This is a genomic window from Flavobacterium magnesitis, from assembly GCF_041729735.1.
GTDB classification, from domain to species: Bacteria; Bacteroidota; Bacteroidia; order Flavobacteriales; family Flavobacteriaceae; genus Flavobacterium; species Flavobacterium magnesitis.
This window is the reverse complement of record NZ_JBCFQK010000012.1, coordinates 94,030-111,543: the sequence shown is the minus strand read 5'-3', so window position 1 is coordinate 111,543 and position 17,514 is coordinate 94,030. Positions and strand designations below refer to the sequence as shown.

Genomic DNA, 17,514 nt, shown 5'->3' with positions numbered 1-17,514 from the left:
AACTTTTACATGAACCCACATATAGAAATAGCAGGCAGAAAAATAGGTCTCGATTATCCACCATTAGTCATTGCAGAAATAGGTATCAATCACGAAGGTTCTTTACAAGTTGCAAAAGAAATGGTTGATGCAGCAAAAAGAGCAGGAGTTGAAGTGGTGAAACATCAAACGCATATTGTTGAAGATGAGATGAGCGGTGCAGCTAAAAAAGTAATTCCAGGGAATGCCGATGTTTCTATCTATGAAATTATGGAACGTTGTTCCTTGAACGAAGCGGATGAATTGGAACTTAAAAATTATGTAGAAAGCAAAGGCATGATTTTTATTTCCACACCTTTTTCTCGTGCAGCAGCAAATAGGCTACATAAATTTGATGTACCGGCTTATAAAATTGGTTCAGGCGAATGTAACAACTATCCATTATTAGAACATATTGCTTCTTTAGGAAAGCCCGTAATATTGAGTACCGGTATGAATACGATAGAAAGTGTTCAGAAAGCTGTTGCTATTTTTGAAAAACAGAATATTCCCGTTGCTTTATTGCATACTACAAATTTATATCCAACACCCATTCATTTAGTGCGTTTTGGAGCGATGACCCAGTTACACGAAGCTTTTCCGGATAAAGTTTTTGGATTGAGTGATCATACACTAAATAATAATGCTTGTTTAGGAGCAGTAGCTTTAGGAGCGAGTATATTAGAAAGACACTTTACTGATCAGATGCAACGTACAGGGCCAGATATTATTTGTAGTATGGATGAACAAGCTACTAAGGATTTAATTCTAAATTCCAATGAAATTTGGCAAATGCGTGGTGGAACAAAACAAGCAGCACAAGAAGAACAAGTCACCATAGACTTTGCTTTTGCAACAGTATGCAGTATTCAATCAATTAAAAAAGGGGAGATATTATCTAAAGAAAATATCTGGGTAAAACGTCCAGGTACAGGAAAAATTTTGGCAGAACATTTTAATGATTTGATTGGAAAAACAGCGACACGAACTATTGAAAATGGTGAACAGTTAGGTTTTGATGATTTTGAATAGTTCAAGTTTTGATTAATAAATTCTCCACCTTTTAGGGTGAGGCAAAGAAAAAATGGAGCACCCAAATTTTCGTTTTCCTCAATCCGCCGCGGTGGAAGCCGAAAATTAGAAATTTTTGGATTAAACAAAACGTCCTTATTTCTTTCCTCACCCTTTAGGGCGGGGTAAAGGGAAAGAAATAATAATATTATCCAGTTTTTTCCACCCTTTAGGGAGGGTAAAGAAAAAAACTTCAGGGAGGGGAATAAAAAAAGGAATACAAAAATTTTCGTTTTTCCCCAGCCCTAAAGGGAGCCGAAAATTCATAACGTTCAGTATTAACAACAACGTTCAGTATTTCTTTTTCCCCTTTAGGGGTAGGGGTAAGAAAAAGAAATAAAAAAAACTTCAGGGAGCGGGAAAAGAGAATTTTAATAGTTTGTAAATGAAAAAAATCCTATTCTTAACGGGAACAAGAGCTGATTTTGGTAAAATAAAATCATTGATATCCATCGTGGATGAAAGCCCATATTTTGAAGCGCATGTTTTTGTAACGGGAATGCATTTGCAGCAAGAATATGGTTATACACTGATTGAAATTCAACGTTGTGATTTTAAAAATGTTTATACTTTTGAAAATCATACCCATGAAACTACCATGGATTTGACCTTGGCTAAAACTATTGAAGGATTATCTGCTTATTGCAAAAAACTAGAGCCCGATATGATTGTAGTGCACGGCGATAGAGTTGAAACTTTAGCAGGAGCCATAGTAGGATCTTTAAATAATATTTTAGTAGCTCATATTGAAGGTGGAGAATTATCAGGAACGGTAGATGAATTAATTAGGCATAGTGTTTCAAAATTAAGTCATATCCATTTTGTATCCCATGATGAAGCAGCCAAAAGATTAATACAAATGGGGGAAATGGAGTCCTCTGTTTTTACCATAGGTTCCCCTGATATAGACATCATGTTTTCAGATAATCTACCCGATTTAGAAACGGTAAAAAAATACTATGAAATCAATTTTGAGGATTATGCTATTGTTCTATTTCACCCAGTGACTACCGAAGCAAGTGATATGAAATTATATACTGAAAATTTTGTTTCAGCATTGTTAGAAGATACTCATAATTATATAGTTATATTTCCTAATAATGATTTAGGAAGTCAGTTTATTATTGACGAATACCTTAATCTTAAAGAAAAAAAACGGTTTAGAATTTTTCCTTCTCTTCGTTTCGAATACTTTTTAACATTATTAAAAAATAGCCAATTTATTATAGGCAATAGCAGCGCTGGAATTCGAGAAGCACCCTATTATGGAATACCGGTAATAAACATAGGAACTCGTCAGCAAAACCGAGTTGTAAATACAGAAATCATTAATGTAGATTATACTAAAGAAAGTATTTTGAAAGCCTTGGGTAATATCGATTCTCATAAAACCCAAAGTTTAATTACTAATTTTGGAAAAGGAAATAGTACCCAACTATTCATAAATGCAATTGAAGATAAAACCATTTGGGAAATTAACCATCAAAAGCAATTTAGAGATTCATAATGAAGAAACTAGGAGTAGTAATTACTGATGGAGTGGGCTTTAGAAATTTTATTCTAAGTGATTTTTTGAAAGAAGCTGAAAAGGCTTTTGATGAGGTAGTGATACTATCTTGTTTGCCTAAAGAAGTGTATTCTAATTTTGTAACCAATTCTAAAATCATTGAATTAGAAGTTTTTGAAGAAAAATTTCCCACTTGGTTTTTTAGAAAAGCCAAAGAAGTAGCGCATCTTAAATTGCATCAAAAAAACAATTTTGGCATTCAGGACAGTTTACGTATTAATAATTCTAAATTAAAAACTTTCAGAGGCTACGCAACGCGTTTTATTTTTAAAGTTAATACTCTTTTACATTCAGAAAAATGGATACAAAGATTCAATTTTTGGCAACAAAAAACGTTTAAAAACAATTCAATTACTTCTGGTTACAAAACAATTTTAGAAAAAGAAAATTTTGATATATTGTTTTTTACCCACCAGCGTCCTCCTTTTATTGCACCATTAGTATATCAGGCAGAACAATTAAAAATTAAGACTGTTTCGTTTATTTTTTCTTGGGATAATTTAGCTTCCAAAGGCAGAATGGCTGCTAATTTTGATTGTTATTTGGTATGGAGTGATTTAATGAAAGCGGAACTGCAGCAGTTCTATACATCAGTTAAAAAAGAAAATATTGAAGTAGTTGGTACACCTCAATTTGAACCGTATGTTTTAGAAAGGTATCAGGTTGCTAAAGAAGATATTGTCGCTAAATTCAGTTTAGATACTTCTTTAAAAACCATTTGTTTTAGTTGTGGGGATAGTTCTACCAGTAAAAATGATGAATTGTATATTGAAACTATTGCAAAAGCCATTTTAAATCAACAAATAGAAAAGGTAAATTTCATCGTTAGAACTTCTCCAGCGGAAGATCCCATTCGGTTTGCTTCTTTTGTAGAACGATTTCCATTTATAAAATGGAATTATCCCCGATGGACATTATCACGTAAGGAACATCAGGAAGCTTGGTCGCAACGCATTCCTTCAGTTGAGGATGTCAAGGATTTGAGAAGTATATTAGAATTCTCGGATTTGAATATTAATATGCTATCAACAATGAGTTTGGATTTTATCCAGTTTGATAAACCCGTAATTAATACCGTTTTTGGAAATATTGAAAATGGATTATATGATGACCAACGCTTTTTAAACTACGCTCATATTGTAAATGTAGTTAATAGTAAGGCAACTAAAATAGTAAGAAATCAAGAGGAGTTAGTTATAGCCATAAACCACTATCTAAACAATCCTAATTTAGATTCGGAAAACAGAACGCAATTACTAAAATTACAAATAACAAAACCATTACCTGAAACAGGAAAAAGAATCGCTCAAACTTTGTTACGATGGACTTGAAGATGAAGAAAATTGCTATTCTTTGTAATTATGAATTACTTCCTGAAAGAGTAGGCGGAATGGATTACTTTTTCTGGGCATTTGATGTGAAATGCAAAGAAAATGGCATTGCAATTGACTGGTTTTTTCCTAATTATTCAGCTCATGGAGAATATTCGAATCTAAATATTATTAATACGGAGTGTCAAAATACAGAAATTTTTTTTGTCAAATATTGTGAAAGGAATGATGAAAATTACAGCTTTATTATCACGCACTTTGTAGAATTGTGTACTCCAGTTTTTAAAAGAATAAGTAAACTATCTGAGGCAAAAATTATTGCTGTAGATCATAATCCAAGACCTTTAGGGGGATATCCGTTAAAGAAAAAAATCTTAAAAAAAATAAAAGGATTGTTATATTCCAAATATATAAATTTATTTGTAGGTGTTTCAGAATATACTACAAATGAAATTTTGAAAGATTTTGGAAAGCATTTAAAATCTAAAGCACAGACTATTTATAACGGTGTCGTTATCGATGATATTGTAATGAGGGAACACAGAAGTTGTAGTAATCCTACTTTTTTAGTAGTTTCCCATTTAAGAGAATCTAAAGGAATTCAAGACTTAATAGATGCTGTTGCATTAATGTCAGCGACTATAAAAGCTAAAATTAGCATAGATATATATGGTGACGGACCATATAAGGCAACACTTATAGAAAGAATAAGAAGTAAAAATGTCGTTACTAATTTTAATTTGAAAGGCAGCATATCTAATCTGAAAGCTGTTTTTCATAACTACGACTACATGTTACAGCCGAGCCATATGGAGTGTTTTAGTTTGTCTATATTAGAAAGTTTAGCAGCGAATGTTCCAGTGATCACAACAGCTGTAGGAGGAAATACCGAAGTGATTACTGATGGAGTGAACGGTTATATTCTTCAACCTAAAAATATAGAAACACTCAAAAACATGATTCAAAGTATTTATTTAGGAGAAAAAAAAATACAAATAAATACAAGATCATTAATTGAAAACTCTTTTTCATTAAAAAAAATGGTAGAAAATCATTGGGAGTTAATTAGGGAATAAATAATTTTTAATTTTGCACTCACAACTCACAACTCACAACTCACAACTCACAACTCACAACTGAAAAATGTTCTTCAACTCCTTCGCTTTTGCGATTTTTTTACCCATAGTATTTGTACTGTATTGGTTTGTGTTTAATAAAAACAAAACCACACAAAATACCCTATTAATAATTGCCAGTTATTATTTCTATTCCTGTTGGGATTGGAGGTTTTTATTCTTATTAGTTTTTTCCACTTTTCTGGATTATTATACAGGGATCCGAATTGAAAAAAGTAAGAAAGAAAGCAGCCGTAAATTTTGGTTTTGGTTGAGTATCGGAATCAATTTAGGTTTACTGGGAATGTTTAAATACTATAACTTTTTTGCCAATTCTTTTGCCGAATTGATGCAAGGTTTTGGTTTAAAGACCTCTCCGTTTCTGTTGGATGTGGTTTTACCTGTGGGAATTTCGTTTTATACATTTCATGGTTTATCCTATGTCATTGATATTTATTACAAACGAATCAAAGCCGAATACAATTTTGTCGATTATTCCTTATTTGTGAGTTATTTTCCGCTTTTGGTAGCAGGACCAATTGAGAGAGCCACACATTTATTGCCACAAGTAAAAGTAAAACGAGAGTTTGATTTTCAAAGAGCCAAAGAAGGAATCCATCAAATGCTTTGGGGATTATTCAAAAAAGTAGTCATCGCTGATACTTGCGCCACTTATGCCAATGCTATTTTTGATAATTACTCAACGATGAATTCGTTGTCATTGATTTTAGGAGCTGTTTATTTTGCATTCCAAATCTATGGTGATTTTTCAGGCTATTCAGATATGGCATTGGGAATATCAAAACTCTTTGGAATCGATTTACTCAAGAACTTCAACTATCCTTATTTCTCCAGAGACATCGCCGAATTCTGGCGCCGCTGGCACATTTCTTTATCTTCCTGGTTTCGGGATTATTTGTACATTCCATTAGGTGGAAGCAAAGGCGGACTTTGGATGAAAATAAGAAACACCTTTATTATCTTTTTAGTCAGTGGCTTTTGGCATGGAGCCAATTGGACCTATGTCGCTTGGGGATTCATAAATGCCTTGTACTTTTTACCATTACTTTTAAGGAAATCAAACAGAAACAATTTAGATGATATTGTATTGGATAAGAGTTGGGATTCGCTAAAAATATTAGCAAATATTCTGCTTACGTTTGTATTAACTTGTTTAGCCTGGGTGTTTTTTAGAGCAAAAACCATCACAGATGCGGTTTTATACATCAAAAATATGTTTACAAACGGACATCTTACATCACAATATTTAAGCAATGAAAGGTATAACTATGAGTTGGTCATACTGATATTTTTATTCGTTTTTGTCGAATGGAACAACCGCACCAAAGTCGAACCCATTTCAGGCAAATACCAAAGCATAAAATTAGCTTTGTGTTTAGCCGCAATATTAGCACTAGGCACTTATTCCGATTATAAGGAGTTTATTTATTTTCAGTTTTAGTACTCAATTTTCATTTTTCTCCAATCCGCCATGGTGGATGCCGAAAATTGAAAGTGTTTATACTAAACCATAATGCGTTCTTTCTTTTTCCCCTTTAGGGGTAGGGGTAAAAAAAAGAAATAAAAAATGCCTTATTTCTTTTTCCCTTTAGTGCGGGGCAAGAAAAAAATAGACTAAGGAGCATGAATTTTCGTTTTCCCCAGCCCTAAAGGGAGTCGAAAATTCACAATGTTTAGGATTAATAATAACGCCTAAATTTCTTTTTTCCCTTTAGGGGCAGGGGTATAAAAAGAAATAGTAATTTTCGTTTTCCCCAGCCCTAAAGGGAGCCGAAAATTCACAATGTTTAGGATTAACAACAACGTCCTACTTTCTTTTTCCCACCCTTTAGGGCGGGGAAAGGAAAAAGAAATACAAGTTCTAATTTTAGTGACAGGAGCAAGAAAAATAAATTTTAGGATTAAAAAGTAAAAAAGAAAACCAGTAGTTCATTTTTTATCCAATCAAAACTTTTAGTATTATGGACAAAAGCAAAAATCATTCTGAGAATATGTGGAAAGGAGCATCTCCACAGATTTTTTCTAATGCTAAAAAATTAAGAGAAACTCAAACAGAAGCAGAAGAAAAATTTTGGTTAGCTGTAAAAGATAATAAAATAGATGGATATAAATTTAGAAGACAACACCCACTTAGTATTTATGTCGCTGATTTTTATTGTCATGCCCTAAAATTAGTAATCGAAATAGATGGCGGATATCATTTAGACGAAGAGCAACAACTTTTAGATAAAAAAAGAACTGCTGATCTTGAATTTCAAGGGTTAAAAGTAATCCGATTCACAAATGAAGAAATACTATTGAAATTACAAGAAGTTATAGATAAAATTAAATCCTTTATTAATACGAAACCCTGAATTTTCGTTTACCCAATCTGCTGGAGCTGAAGCCAAAAAGTAAAAAGTTCAGGATTAACAACAACGTCCTAATATTTCTTTTTCCCACCCTTTAGGGTTGGGGAAAGGAAAAAGAAATAGTAATATCGACATAGTTTTTTTTACCCTTTAGGGCGAGAAAGAAACAGAATATAAATTTTCGTTTACCCCAACCCTAAAGGGAGCCGAAAATTCACAATGTTCAGGATTAACAACAACGTCCTAATATTTCTTTTTTCGACCCTTTAGGGTTGGGGAAAGGAAAAAGAAATATAAATATAAGTTACCTTTAGGGGCAGGGGTAAGAAAAAGAAATAAAAAAATACACCATTTCTTTTTCTAGAAACAGGACAAGAAAATATAAATTTTAAGTTTGTAGTAATAAAAAGACAATGAAACAATTTTTACTTTTCACAATAAAAACAATAATTATAATAGTAGTACTAGCCGTACTATTAGATTACGGCTATACCTCCATTTACCTAAAAAACAGTAATCGGAACAAAATAGAATACGTTTATAATTCTGAAGCTAGGAATTATGATGTAGTGATTTTAGGTTCTTCCCGAGCAAACAATCATTTTGTTACTGAAATGTTTGAACAAAAAGAATTGAAAACCTACAATTACGGAATCAGTGGAGGACATTTATTTGAATCTTCGTTATTGCTGAAGTTAATGTTAGAACGAAATTATAAAATTAAAACATTGATTTTAGAAACCGATTTAAACCTGTCTAACGAAAAACGCTCTGAAACTGTGGCAGCTAAATTTTTGCCTTACATTCACGATTCTGAAATCATTAAAAATCATTTTTCGAATGAAACCGATTTTAAATACATGTATTATCTTCCATTTTACCGTTACATTGATTTTGATGGCTTAATAGGTTTTAGAGAGATGTATAAAACAGGGAGCCGACAAACCACAAATGTTTTAGATGAAGGAGGCTTTCATGCCTTAAAGAACAAGAAAGGGAAAATGAAAAATGACATTAGCGCATTGAAACCCTTAAAGAATAAATATTACGAGGAAATCAAACAATTGTGTAAAGCTAATAATATCAATATGATTTCAATAATGACTCCCATGTGTGAAAACACAAAAGGAATTGAGTACTTTGATAAAGTAAAAAAAGTCTATCCTGAAATTCACAATTATGAAAACGTAGTATTGGAGGATAAATACTTTTCCTCTTGCGGTCACATGAATGATACAGGAGCCAGAATTTTTACAGCCAGAATTCTTAAAGATTTTTTCAATAAATAAAAGTAAGTTGCTGCAATAAAATAAAACGTGTTATATATAATAACGTCCTATTTCTTTTTCCTCCCTTTAGGGCTGGGGTAAAGAAAAAGAAATATATTTTTCCTTCCTTTAGGGCGGGGAAAGAAAAAAACTTTAGATAAAAGAAATTGAACTATTTATCATTAGTTAAAAACGCAAATAGTAGTAAAAAAAAAATGGAAAAAAAATATTCAGTTCCAACTCCTTCAGATCAATTTGGAGCGAGGAAAATAGCTTTTCTTACTCCCGAATATCCCCATGCTAAAACAGGAAATTCAGGTGGAATTGGGACAAGTATAAAAAACCTGGCTAAAGGACTTTTGGTAACAGAATGTTCTGTTTGTGTTTTGGTTTATGGTCAAAAAGAAGATGGTCTTTTTGACGATGAAGGGATTACTGTTCATCAAATTAAGAATGTAAAAATAAAAGGGTTATCCTGGTTTTTTACACGAAAAAAAATAGAAAGACTGATTAACCAGCTGTATAATGAAAAGAAAATAGATTTGGTTGAAGCTCCGGATTGGACTGGTATTACATCTTTTATACAACCTGAAAAATGCCCAATAGTAATTCGACTCAATGGTTCAGATGCCTATTTTTGTCATTTAGATCAACGTCCTGTGAAATGGAAAAATAAATTTCATGAAAGACGAGCGTTAGAAAAAGCAGACGGATTATTGGCAGTAAGTCAATTTACAGCTGATAAAACCAACGAAGTTTTTGGATTAAATAAAAATTTCACCATCATTCCCAATTGTATTGATACTAATGATTTTGAAGGTAACAGTACAATTTCTAGATCAAATACGATACTATACTTTGGAAGTTTAATTCGAAAAAAAGGACTACTGGAGTTGCCTTATATTTTTAATGAAGTTGTAAAAGAAAATCCATTAGCACAACTAATACTAGTAGGTAAGGATGTAGCTGATATTGTCTCGGGTTCAAGTTCAACTTGGGAAATGATGAAACCTTTGTTTTCTGAGCAGGTATTGTCGAATGTGAAATATTTAGGCAGTGTGCCCTACACTGAGATTCAAAATTATATAAAAGAAGCAACAGTTTGTGTGTTTCCTTCTTTTGCAGAAGCCTTACCTGTTTCATGGATTGAAGCTATGGCAATGCAAAAAGCTGTTGTGGCTTCAAATATTGGTTGGGCTTCAGATGTGATTGATAATGGGATCAATGGTTTTCTAGTACATCCCGAAAAGCATAAAGAATATGCCGATGCTATTTTGAAGTTGCTTGCTGATGAAAATTTAAGGCAGGAAATGGGAAAAGCAGCCCGACAAAAAGTGATAAACAAATTTTCTATAGCCACGGTAGCAAAACAGAGTTTGGATTTTTATCAAAAGGTTCTCAATTTAAAAACACACAAATGAAATTAGAAGAATATAAAACGAGTCTTGGGGAAATCATTTTTTACAGGGGGCAACCTGATTTTAAGAAATTGGAATCACTTGCTCTGGGTGTAGGTGATATTTGGCATAGTTCATTTGAACAAGGCTATAAGAATGCTTTTCAAGAGTTAGTCTATCAAACAGCTACTTTTTTTTGGTATTTGAATGATTTTGATAACTTGGATGAATGTATAAGTTGGAGAATCAATCCGAATCAGTTTGCAGTTCGTCAGTCGGTTTGGATTACGTTGAAGGGGTTTGATCAAGAATATAAAAATTTACAGCTTCAGGCATTAGATTTTGGCTATAATGCTGTGAGAAATTCTGCGGTAATTCCTCTATATGTAAAAGGACTCTTTAACGAAAATACTAAAGAAGAAATAAATATTACAGTAAAAGATAGGTATGTTTTTTTTAGAAAGAATTTTAAAATTGATCATTCCGTCTTTATGTTATATAGAAAAGGATTCTGGAAATGGAAAGAATGGAATGCTTTTTTTTGGGCTAAGAAAAATTTTAACCAAACAAAAACTAGACCTGTTGTAAAACCCCGTAAATTATTAGAAATAGAAGGGAATCCAACGGTTAGTTATATAATTCCAACAATGATGCGTCAGGAATTTACTTTGCAATTGTTAGAAGATTTAGCTGCTCAGACTTATCCGGTTTCCCAGGTTGTAATTGTTGATGCCACTCCTCAAAATTTAAGAAATGAAATAGTATATAAACAAAGAGATTATTCCTTTGAATTAACAATAAAATGGCAAGAAACAAAAGGAAGCTGTAGGGCTAGAAATAAAGCTATAGAATTATGTATTGGTGATTATATCGTCTTTGGTGATGATGATATTCGTGTACAGCCCGATTTTATAAAAAATCATATAAGATTATTACAAACTTATAGTGTAAATGCATCTAATGGATTAGATATTAGGGCTGATAATATGCAGCAAGGATTAACAGAATTAGATGAAAAACTTAAAAAAATAGGAGATTCAAGATGGAAAGTTGGTGCAAATGCTGGTTTTAGTAATGCAAATTCTTGTGTGAAAACAGAATACGTTAGAACATTAGTTGGTAATGATATTAATTTTGATGGGGGCTATGGTGAAGATAGTGATTTCGGTTTTTCATTAATTAAATTAGGCCAAGTTGTAATTCATAATCCTTTTTCTCCAAATTTACATTTAAAACCTCCTATTGGAGGATATCGATTTTGGGGAAACGAAGCACAAATTATTGGAAAAAAAAGAAAAAAACAGCCATGGGAATTAGACGTTCCTGTGAAGTTTTTGCGTCCAGTTCCAAGTCCAACTATAATGTATGGAATTGTAAAACATTTTACAAATCAGCAGTTAATAGAATATAAATACAAGCATTTCTTTCTTTATCTATTTAAAGGTTCAAAAAAAGGGTTTTTATATCGTTGTTTAAGAATTCCATATAAAAATTTACAATTTAAAAAATCTCTTTTTTATGCTAAAAAATTAAAGAGTTTAGGAGTTAGACATAAATAAGATTCATATGAAATTTTCCTTAATCATCTGTACCTATATGCGTCCAGAACCATTGCTTAAATTATTGCATTCGGTTCAAAAGCAATCCATCTATCCCGATGAGATTTTGGTAATCGATGGCTCGACAAATAAAGAAACAGAATTGATTTTACAAGAAAATCAATTTGATAATTTAATTTATTTTTTAGTTTCAGATAGCAATAGGGGGTTGACTAAACAACGAAATTTTGGAATAACAAAAGTTGCCGAATCGTCTGAAATAGTTTGTTTTTTAGATGATGATACCGTTTTAGATCCCGATTATTTTGAAGAATTACTTAAAACCTATAGCGTTTATCCAGAAGCCTTAGGAGTAGGAGGCTATATTGTAAATGAAATCAAATGGGAACAAGTCACAAGTACTTACATTCCAAACATAAATGAATTCTATTTTGATGGCTGGAAACGTAAAGACGGAAGTCGTTTTATATTGCGTAAAAGATTAGGCTTAGACAGTGATTGTCCGCCAGGGTATTCTTCCCTTTTTTCTCATGGACGAGGTGTTGGTTTTTTGCCACCTAGTGAGAAAGTATATGAAGTTGAAATGATTATGGGTGGCGTTTCTTCTTTTAGAAAAAATATTTTTGATAATCTTTCTTTTTCAACCTATTTTGAAGGCTATGGTTTGTATGAAGATGCTGATTTTTGTTTACGTGTAGCCAAAACTGGAAAGCTTTTTATAAATACAAAAGCAAGATTAGAACATTATCATGCCGAATCGGGAAGACCCAATCAGTACCAATATGGAAAAATGGTAGTACGCAATGGTTGGTATGTGTGGAGGGTTAAAAATCCCAAACCAGCGTTTAAAGATAAGTTAAAATGGCATGGGATAACGATATTGCTAACAGTTATCCGGTTTTCAAATACCTTTACAACTACAAATAAAAAAGCAGCTTTCACTGAATCCATAGGTCGTTTGGTAGGGTGGTGGAGTTTAATTTTTAATAAACCAAAATAATACAATGAAATCAAAAGTGTATATCTATGGACTTTGTAATGTTTTTTATGATGGATATTATATTTTAGGATTAAAAGAAGTTTATGATAATTTTGAATTTAATATTTCTAAATTTCCTAGTTTTAATCAAGGTACTTTTGCAGTTATTATTGAAGATAATAATAAAGTAAAAAACATAATTATAGATTCTAGAGATTCAAATGAAATAGATACTAATTGGCTAGAATGGTGTGATATTTATGGAAAAATAAATTACGGTATAGAGAAAATATGTGAAAATGATAAAGATAAAATTATCGCTATTGGACCAAGTTTTGGAATAAAAATTTGGAATTTCTTTAATACTTTATTTTATTTATTTTTAAATTTTTTTAGATTTAAAAATACAATCTTAAATAAAAGAGAATTTATTGCAAATTATTGGCGACAATATAAAAGATTTAGAATAGATGTTTATACTCCGTCCATTTCTTCTAAAAATGGAGTTTTTTTTATAAGTAGTATTTGGAAAAAAGAAGTTAGAACAAATAAAAATCGAGCTTTATTTATTGAAAGCTGTAAAAGTAGTTTGAATATTAGTTTTGAAGGAGGTTTTGCAGCTAGAGTCAATGGACATAATTTAGGGTATGATGATTTAGTTTTTTCGAAAAAAATTCCCTTGAATGTTTATATAGAAAAAATGAAAAAATCCGCAATTGCTTTTAATACACCAGCAGTTCTTTCTTGTCACGGTTGGAAGTTAGCAGAATTCTTAGCTTTAGGAAAAGCAATAATTACAACTTCTCATAGTAATGAATTACCGAAAAATTTATTGAATTACGAACATGTTATTTACGCTAATAATAGAGAGGAGATTCAATTAGCTATTGAAGAATTAATTTCGGATAGAAATCTAAAATCTAAATTAGAGTTTAATAGTAGAAAATATTTTGAGAAATATTTAGCTCCAAAAGTTGTTATTCAAAAATTAATTGAAGATAAAAACTAAAATCAGTTTTAATCCGTTAAATCAGTACAATCCGTGGGCTGTTATAAGAAAAACTTAGCGAATCTTAGAATGGCTTTGAAAATATGCCTCATCACTCACAACCCAAAACTCATAACCATTTTATAACTATATTTGCTAAGCTAGAAAAAGACTAGTAAATAAATTAAGTGGATGAAATTTTTAATTGTTACACATGTGCCTCACGCTGTAGAACAAAAGCAATACTATGGCTATGCCCCCTATGTTCGTGAAATGAACATTTGGATAAAACAGGTCGATGAGTTAATTCTAATTGCTCCATTAGAAAACAAGAAACCGACAGCAATCGATACTTTTTATGAACATAAAAGTATTGATTTTAGAAGCGTTTCTCATTTTAGTCTAACCAATTTCAGTAATACAATTGCTTCCATTTTTAAATTACCTAAAATTCTTTTGCAAATAGCTGTAGCCATGCAACAAGCCGATAACATTCATTTGCGCTGTCCTGGAAATATGGGATTACTGGCTTGTGTTGCACAAATATTCTTCCCTTCAAAATCCAAAACAGCTAAATACGCAGGAAATTGGGATCCAAAAGCAAAACAACCCTGGACCTATCGTTTACAAAAATGGATTTTGAGTAATACTTTTTTGACCCGGAATATGCAGGTTTTAGTCTATGGCAATTGGAAAAACCAATCCAAAAATATAAAATCATTTTTTACAGCCAGTTACTCGGAAATAGAAAAAAATGTCATCCAAAAAACAATAAATCCCAATACAGCAATAAAATTCCTTTTTGTAGGGAGTTTAGTTGAGGGAAAAAATCCAATGTATGCTATTCAACTATTGGAAAAATTACAACTAAAAAACGAAAATATTGTTTTGGATATCTATGGAGAGGGAATATTGAGAACATTTTTGGAAAAGTATATTGAAGCCAATAATTTGAAAGAATTTGTAGTTTTACACGGGAATCAAAATCAGGAAGTAGTAAAAAAAGCCTATCAGGAAAGTCATTTTGTAGTTTTGCCCTCTAAAAGCGAAGGCTGGCCAAAAGCCATTGCCGAGGGTATGTTTTGGGGCTGTGTTCCTTTAGCCACTGCGGTTTCCTGTGTTCCTAATATGTTAGATCAGGACAATCGAGGGATTCTGTTACAAATGGATTTAGAAAAAGATGCAGCTACAATTAATAAGTTAATAAATAGCCCAACAGATTTTGAAAGGAAAAGCAAAGCAACATTAAATTGGTCCAGAGCATACACTATGGAACGTTTTGAAACTGAAATTCAAAAACTATTGCAAGCATGAGAATTGTACAACTCATAGATTCCTTAGAAGCAGGTGGAGCGGAACGTATGGCGGTCAATTATGCTAATGCGCTTTCGGAATCAATTGCTTTTTCAGGTTTAGTCGCTACTCGTAAAGAAGGAGAATTAAAAAAACAAATAGACAAGAAAGTTAGCTATTTATTTTTAGATAAGAAGACTAGGTTAGACATTAAAGCCGTTTTAAAACTCCGAAAATACATTAATAACAATCAGGTACAAATTATTCAGGCACACAGTTCGTCTTTCTTTTTAGCGGTTTTAGTCAAATTAACTTTGCCAAAAGTTAAAATAATTTGGCACGATCATTACGGGAATAGAATTAATGAAAGTAGAAAAAAACATTACATATTGTTTTTATGTTCTTTCTGTTTTTCAGCTTGTTTTGCTGTAAATCCAGAATTAGAAAAATGGATTTTAAAAAAATTAAGAATAACAAAGGTGTTTTTTATACCTAATTTTACATTAGGCGACAGTAGTGTTAGCAATAAAACATACCTAAATGGTGAGACAAATAAAAGAATTATTTGTCTAGCCAATTTAAAGAAGCCTAAAAATCATATTACAATACTTAAAGCCTTTAATAATACTAAACTAAATCATTTTTCCTGGTCTTTACATTTAGTAGGTAAAATATATCATGATGATTATTTTTACCAATTAAAATATTTTATAGATGAAAATAATTTGAAAGAGAGTATTTTTTTTTATGATTCAATACAGGATGTTTCGTTTGCATTATCTCAGGCAAATATTAGTGTTTTGGCTTCTCGATATGAAGGTTTTCCTGTTTCCTTATTAGAATATGGACATGCGGGTTTAGCTGTAATCAGTACAAATGTTGGATTTTGTACTTCACTTATTAAAGATGGATATAATGGATTATTATTCAATCCTGAAGATTCAGAAGCATTAAAAGAACATTTTTTAAAATTAGCTTTCGATGAAGATTTGCAAAAAGACTTAGGTACAAATTTAAAAACGGAGGTATTAAAACAGTACTCTTCTTGTGAAATTATGAAAGAACTCATTATAAAGTATAATTATATTATTAATGAATAAATCCGAAATCAATTACATTAAGCTAGCGTTACTTCATGTCGCTTTAGCGCTTGTTCTTTTTTATATTCCCTTTTTATCCAAAATCTATGCATTAGTAATTGCAGTTTTTGGTGTTTTTTATATTGTTAATAAGGGAAATAGGAATAACGAAGTCTTGTATGTTTCAGCTTATTTAGTTGGTGCTGAGGTTTTTTTAAGAATGACAGGAGGGAATTTTAATAACGAATACGTCAAGTTAGTGATTTCGCTGCTGATGTTATTGGGTTTTGTTTTAAGTAGCTTTTCGAAAAGTAGTATAGTATATTGGTTATATTTTTTATTGTTGCTGCCAGCATTTTTAGTTACAATGAGTAATCAGGATGTTAATTTAGAAATCAAGAAAGCCATTGTTTTTAATATTTCCGGACCAATATGTTTGGGTTTGTGTGCCTTGTACTGTTATAAAAGACAAGTTACTTTGAGTCAGTTACAAAACATTCTGGTCTTTTTTGGCTTGCCTATTATTGCTACTATGGTCTATTTGATTTTATACAATCCCAGTGTTAAAGACGTAGTAACTGGGACACAATCTAATTTTGCGACCTCTGGAGGTTTTGGGCCTAATCAGGTAGCTACTATTTTAGGATTAGGAATGTTTGTGTTTTTTTGTCAATTGGTTTTTTTGTCAAAATCAAAAATGATGATGGTATTAAACGGTTTTCTTTTAATAGTAGTAAGTTACCGAGCCATTGTCACCTTTTCAAGAGGAGGAGTGATTACCGGCTTTGCAATGGTTATTTTTGTGTTAATAGCGACTTATTTATTTAGTAATCCTTCCGGGAAAAGGAAGTTAAGATGGATAATTGTTCTTAGCGGTATTTTAGCACTAAGTATTTGGAGTTACAGCGTGATACAAACCAGTGGGTTAATTACAAAAAGATATGCCAATCAAGATGCAAGAGGGCGAGTGAAAGAAGACCGTTTGGGCGGACGTGAATTAATAATGGGAACTGAATTGACCCTTTTTAAAGAAAATCCTATTATGGGCGTGGGGATAGGTTTAGGAAAAGTCTTTCGGGAACAGGAAATAGGACAGGAAGTGGCTTCGCATAATGAAATAACGAGATTGTTAGCGGAACACGGTATGTTTGGAATATTTATTCTAATTATCTTATTTCTTACACCTGTTATTGTCTTTTTGAATAATTATCAAAATATTTATTTTTTCTCTTTTTACGCCTTTTGGCTATTGACCATCAACCATGCCGCAATGCGAATTGCAGCTCCTGCTTTTGTATATGCTTTGACCTTATTAAACGTAACTATCAAACCCATTCAAAGAGCAAATAAATAGTTTAAAAATCTTATTTTTTATGCTTAAAATGCCATTTAAACTGGATTTTCAGTTCTTGTAAGAATATGTTTTTAGTATTTATAAATAGTTTGTAAACTTGTACAAAAATATCTTTTAAAGCTT

14 protein-coding genes are annotated in these 17,514 nt (G+C 31.7%); all 14 read left to right on the top strand.

From position 1 onward, the window contains the following. Positions 1-9: 9 nt before the first annotated feature. Positions 10-1,050: an N-acetylneuraminate synthase family protein gene (locus AAGV33_RS09845; protein WP_373391815.1), complete on the top strand. Its 1,041-nt coding sequence runs from the start codon at positions 10-12 to the stop codon at positions 1,048-1,050. 424 nt (positions 1,051-1,474) lie between these two features. After that, positions 1,475-2,596 carry a UDP-N-acetylglucosamine 2-epimerase gene (neuC, locus tag AAGV33_RS09840; protein WP_373391814.1) on the top strand — a complete coding sequence of 374 codons (1,122 nt, stop codon included), beginning with the start codon at positions 1,475-1,477 and terminating at the stop codon, positions 2,594-2,596. Beyond that, positions 2,596-3,987, top strand: a complete 1,392-nt coding sequence (locus tag AAGV33_RS09835) for a glycosyltransferase family protein (RefSeq protein WP_373391812.1) — start codon at positions 2,596-2,598, stop codon at positions 3,985-3,987. The genes neuC and AAGV33_RS09835 overlap by 1 nt, the downstream gene beginning before the upstream one ends. A gap of 2 nt (positions 3,988-3,989) precedes the next feature. Further along, complete coding sequence (locus tag AAGV33_RS09830) at positions 3,990-5,063, top strand: glycosyltransferase family 4 protein (protein ID WP_373391810.1); 1,074 nt, start codon at positions 3,990-3,992, stop codon at positions 5,061-5,063. Between the two features lie 67 nt (positions 5,064-5,130). Next, a complete protein-coding gene (locus AAGV33_RS09825) occupies positions 5,131-6,564 on the top strand; it encodes an MBOAT family O-acyltransferase (protein WP_373391809.1) in 1,434 nt (477 codons plus the stop codon). A 520-nt stretch (positions 6,565-7,084) separates the two neighbouring features. Next, complete coding sequence (locus tag AAGV33_RS09820; RefSeq protein WP_373391808.1) at positions 7,085-7,477, top strand: endonuclease domain-containing protein; 393 nt, start codon at positions 7,085-7,087, stop codon at positions 7,475-7,477. Between the two features lie 410 nt (positions 7,478-7,887). After that, entirely contained in the window at positions 7,888-8,763 is an 876-nt protein-coding gene (locus AAGV33_RS09815; protein WP_373391807.1) for a hypothetical protein, read from the top strand. 194 nt (positions 8,764-8,957) lie between these two features. Next, a complete protein-coding gene (locus tag AAGV33_RS09810; RefSeq protein WP_373391806.1) occupies positions 8,958-10,163 on the top strand; it encodes a glycosyltransferase family 4 protein in 1,206 nt (401 codons plus the stop codon). Continuing rightward, positions 10,160-11,698 (top strand): glycosyltransferase family 2 protein, encoded by a 1,539-nt coding sequence (locus AAGV33_RS09805; protein ID WP_373391805.1) that lies wholly within the window; start codon positions 10,160-10,162, stop codon positions 11,696-11,698. Before AAGV33_RS09810 ends, AAGV33_RS09805 begins: the two co-directional genes overlap by 4 nt. Before the next feature lie 7 nt (positions 11,699-11,705). After that, positions 11,706-12,698, top strand: coding sequence for a glycosyltransferase family 2 protein (locus AAGV33_RS09800; RefSeq protein WP_373391804.1), 993 nt, complete (start codon positions 11,706-11,708; stop codon positions 12,696-12,698). 4 nt (positions 12,699-12,702) lie between these two features. Continuing rightward, positions 12,703-13,686, top strand: a complete 984-nt coding sequence (locus AAGV33_RS09795; protein WP_373391803.1) for a glycosyltransferase — start codon at positions 12,703-12,705, stop codon at positions 13,684-13,686. A gap of 171 nt (positions 13,687-13,857) precedes the next feature. Further along, positions 13,858-14,979: a glycosyltransferase gene (locus AAGV33_RS09790; RefSeq protein WP_373391802.1), complete on the top strand. Its 1,122-nt coding sequence runs from the start codon at positions 13,858-13,860 to the stop codon at positions 14,977-14,979. After that, positions 14,976-16,058, top strand: coding sequence for a glycosyltransferase (locus tag AAGV33_RS09785; protein ID WP_373391801.1), 1,083 nt, complete (start codon positions 14,976-14,978; stop codon positions 16,056-16,058). The genes AAGV33_RS09790 and AAGV33_RS09785 overlap by 4 nt, the downstream gene beginning before the upstream one ends. Continuing rightward, entirely contained in the window at positions 16,051-17,391 is a 1,341-nt protein-coding gene (locus tag AAGV33_RS09780; protein ID WP_373391800.1) for an O-antigen ligase family protein, read from the top strand. Before AAGV33_RS09785 ends, AAGV33_RS09780 begins: the two co-directional genes overlap by 8 nt. Positions 17,392-17,514: the final 123 nt, after the last annotated feature.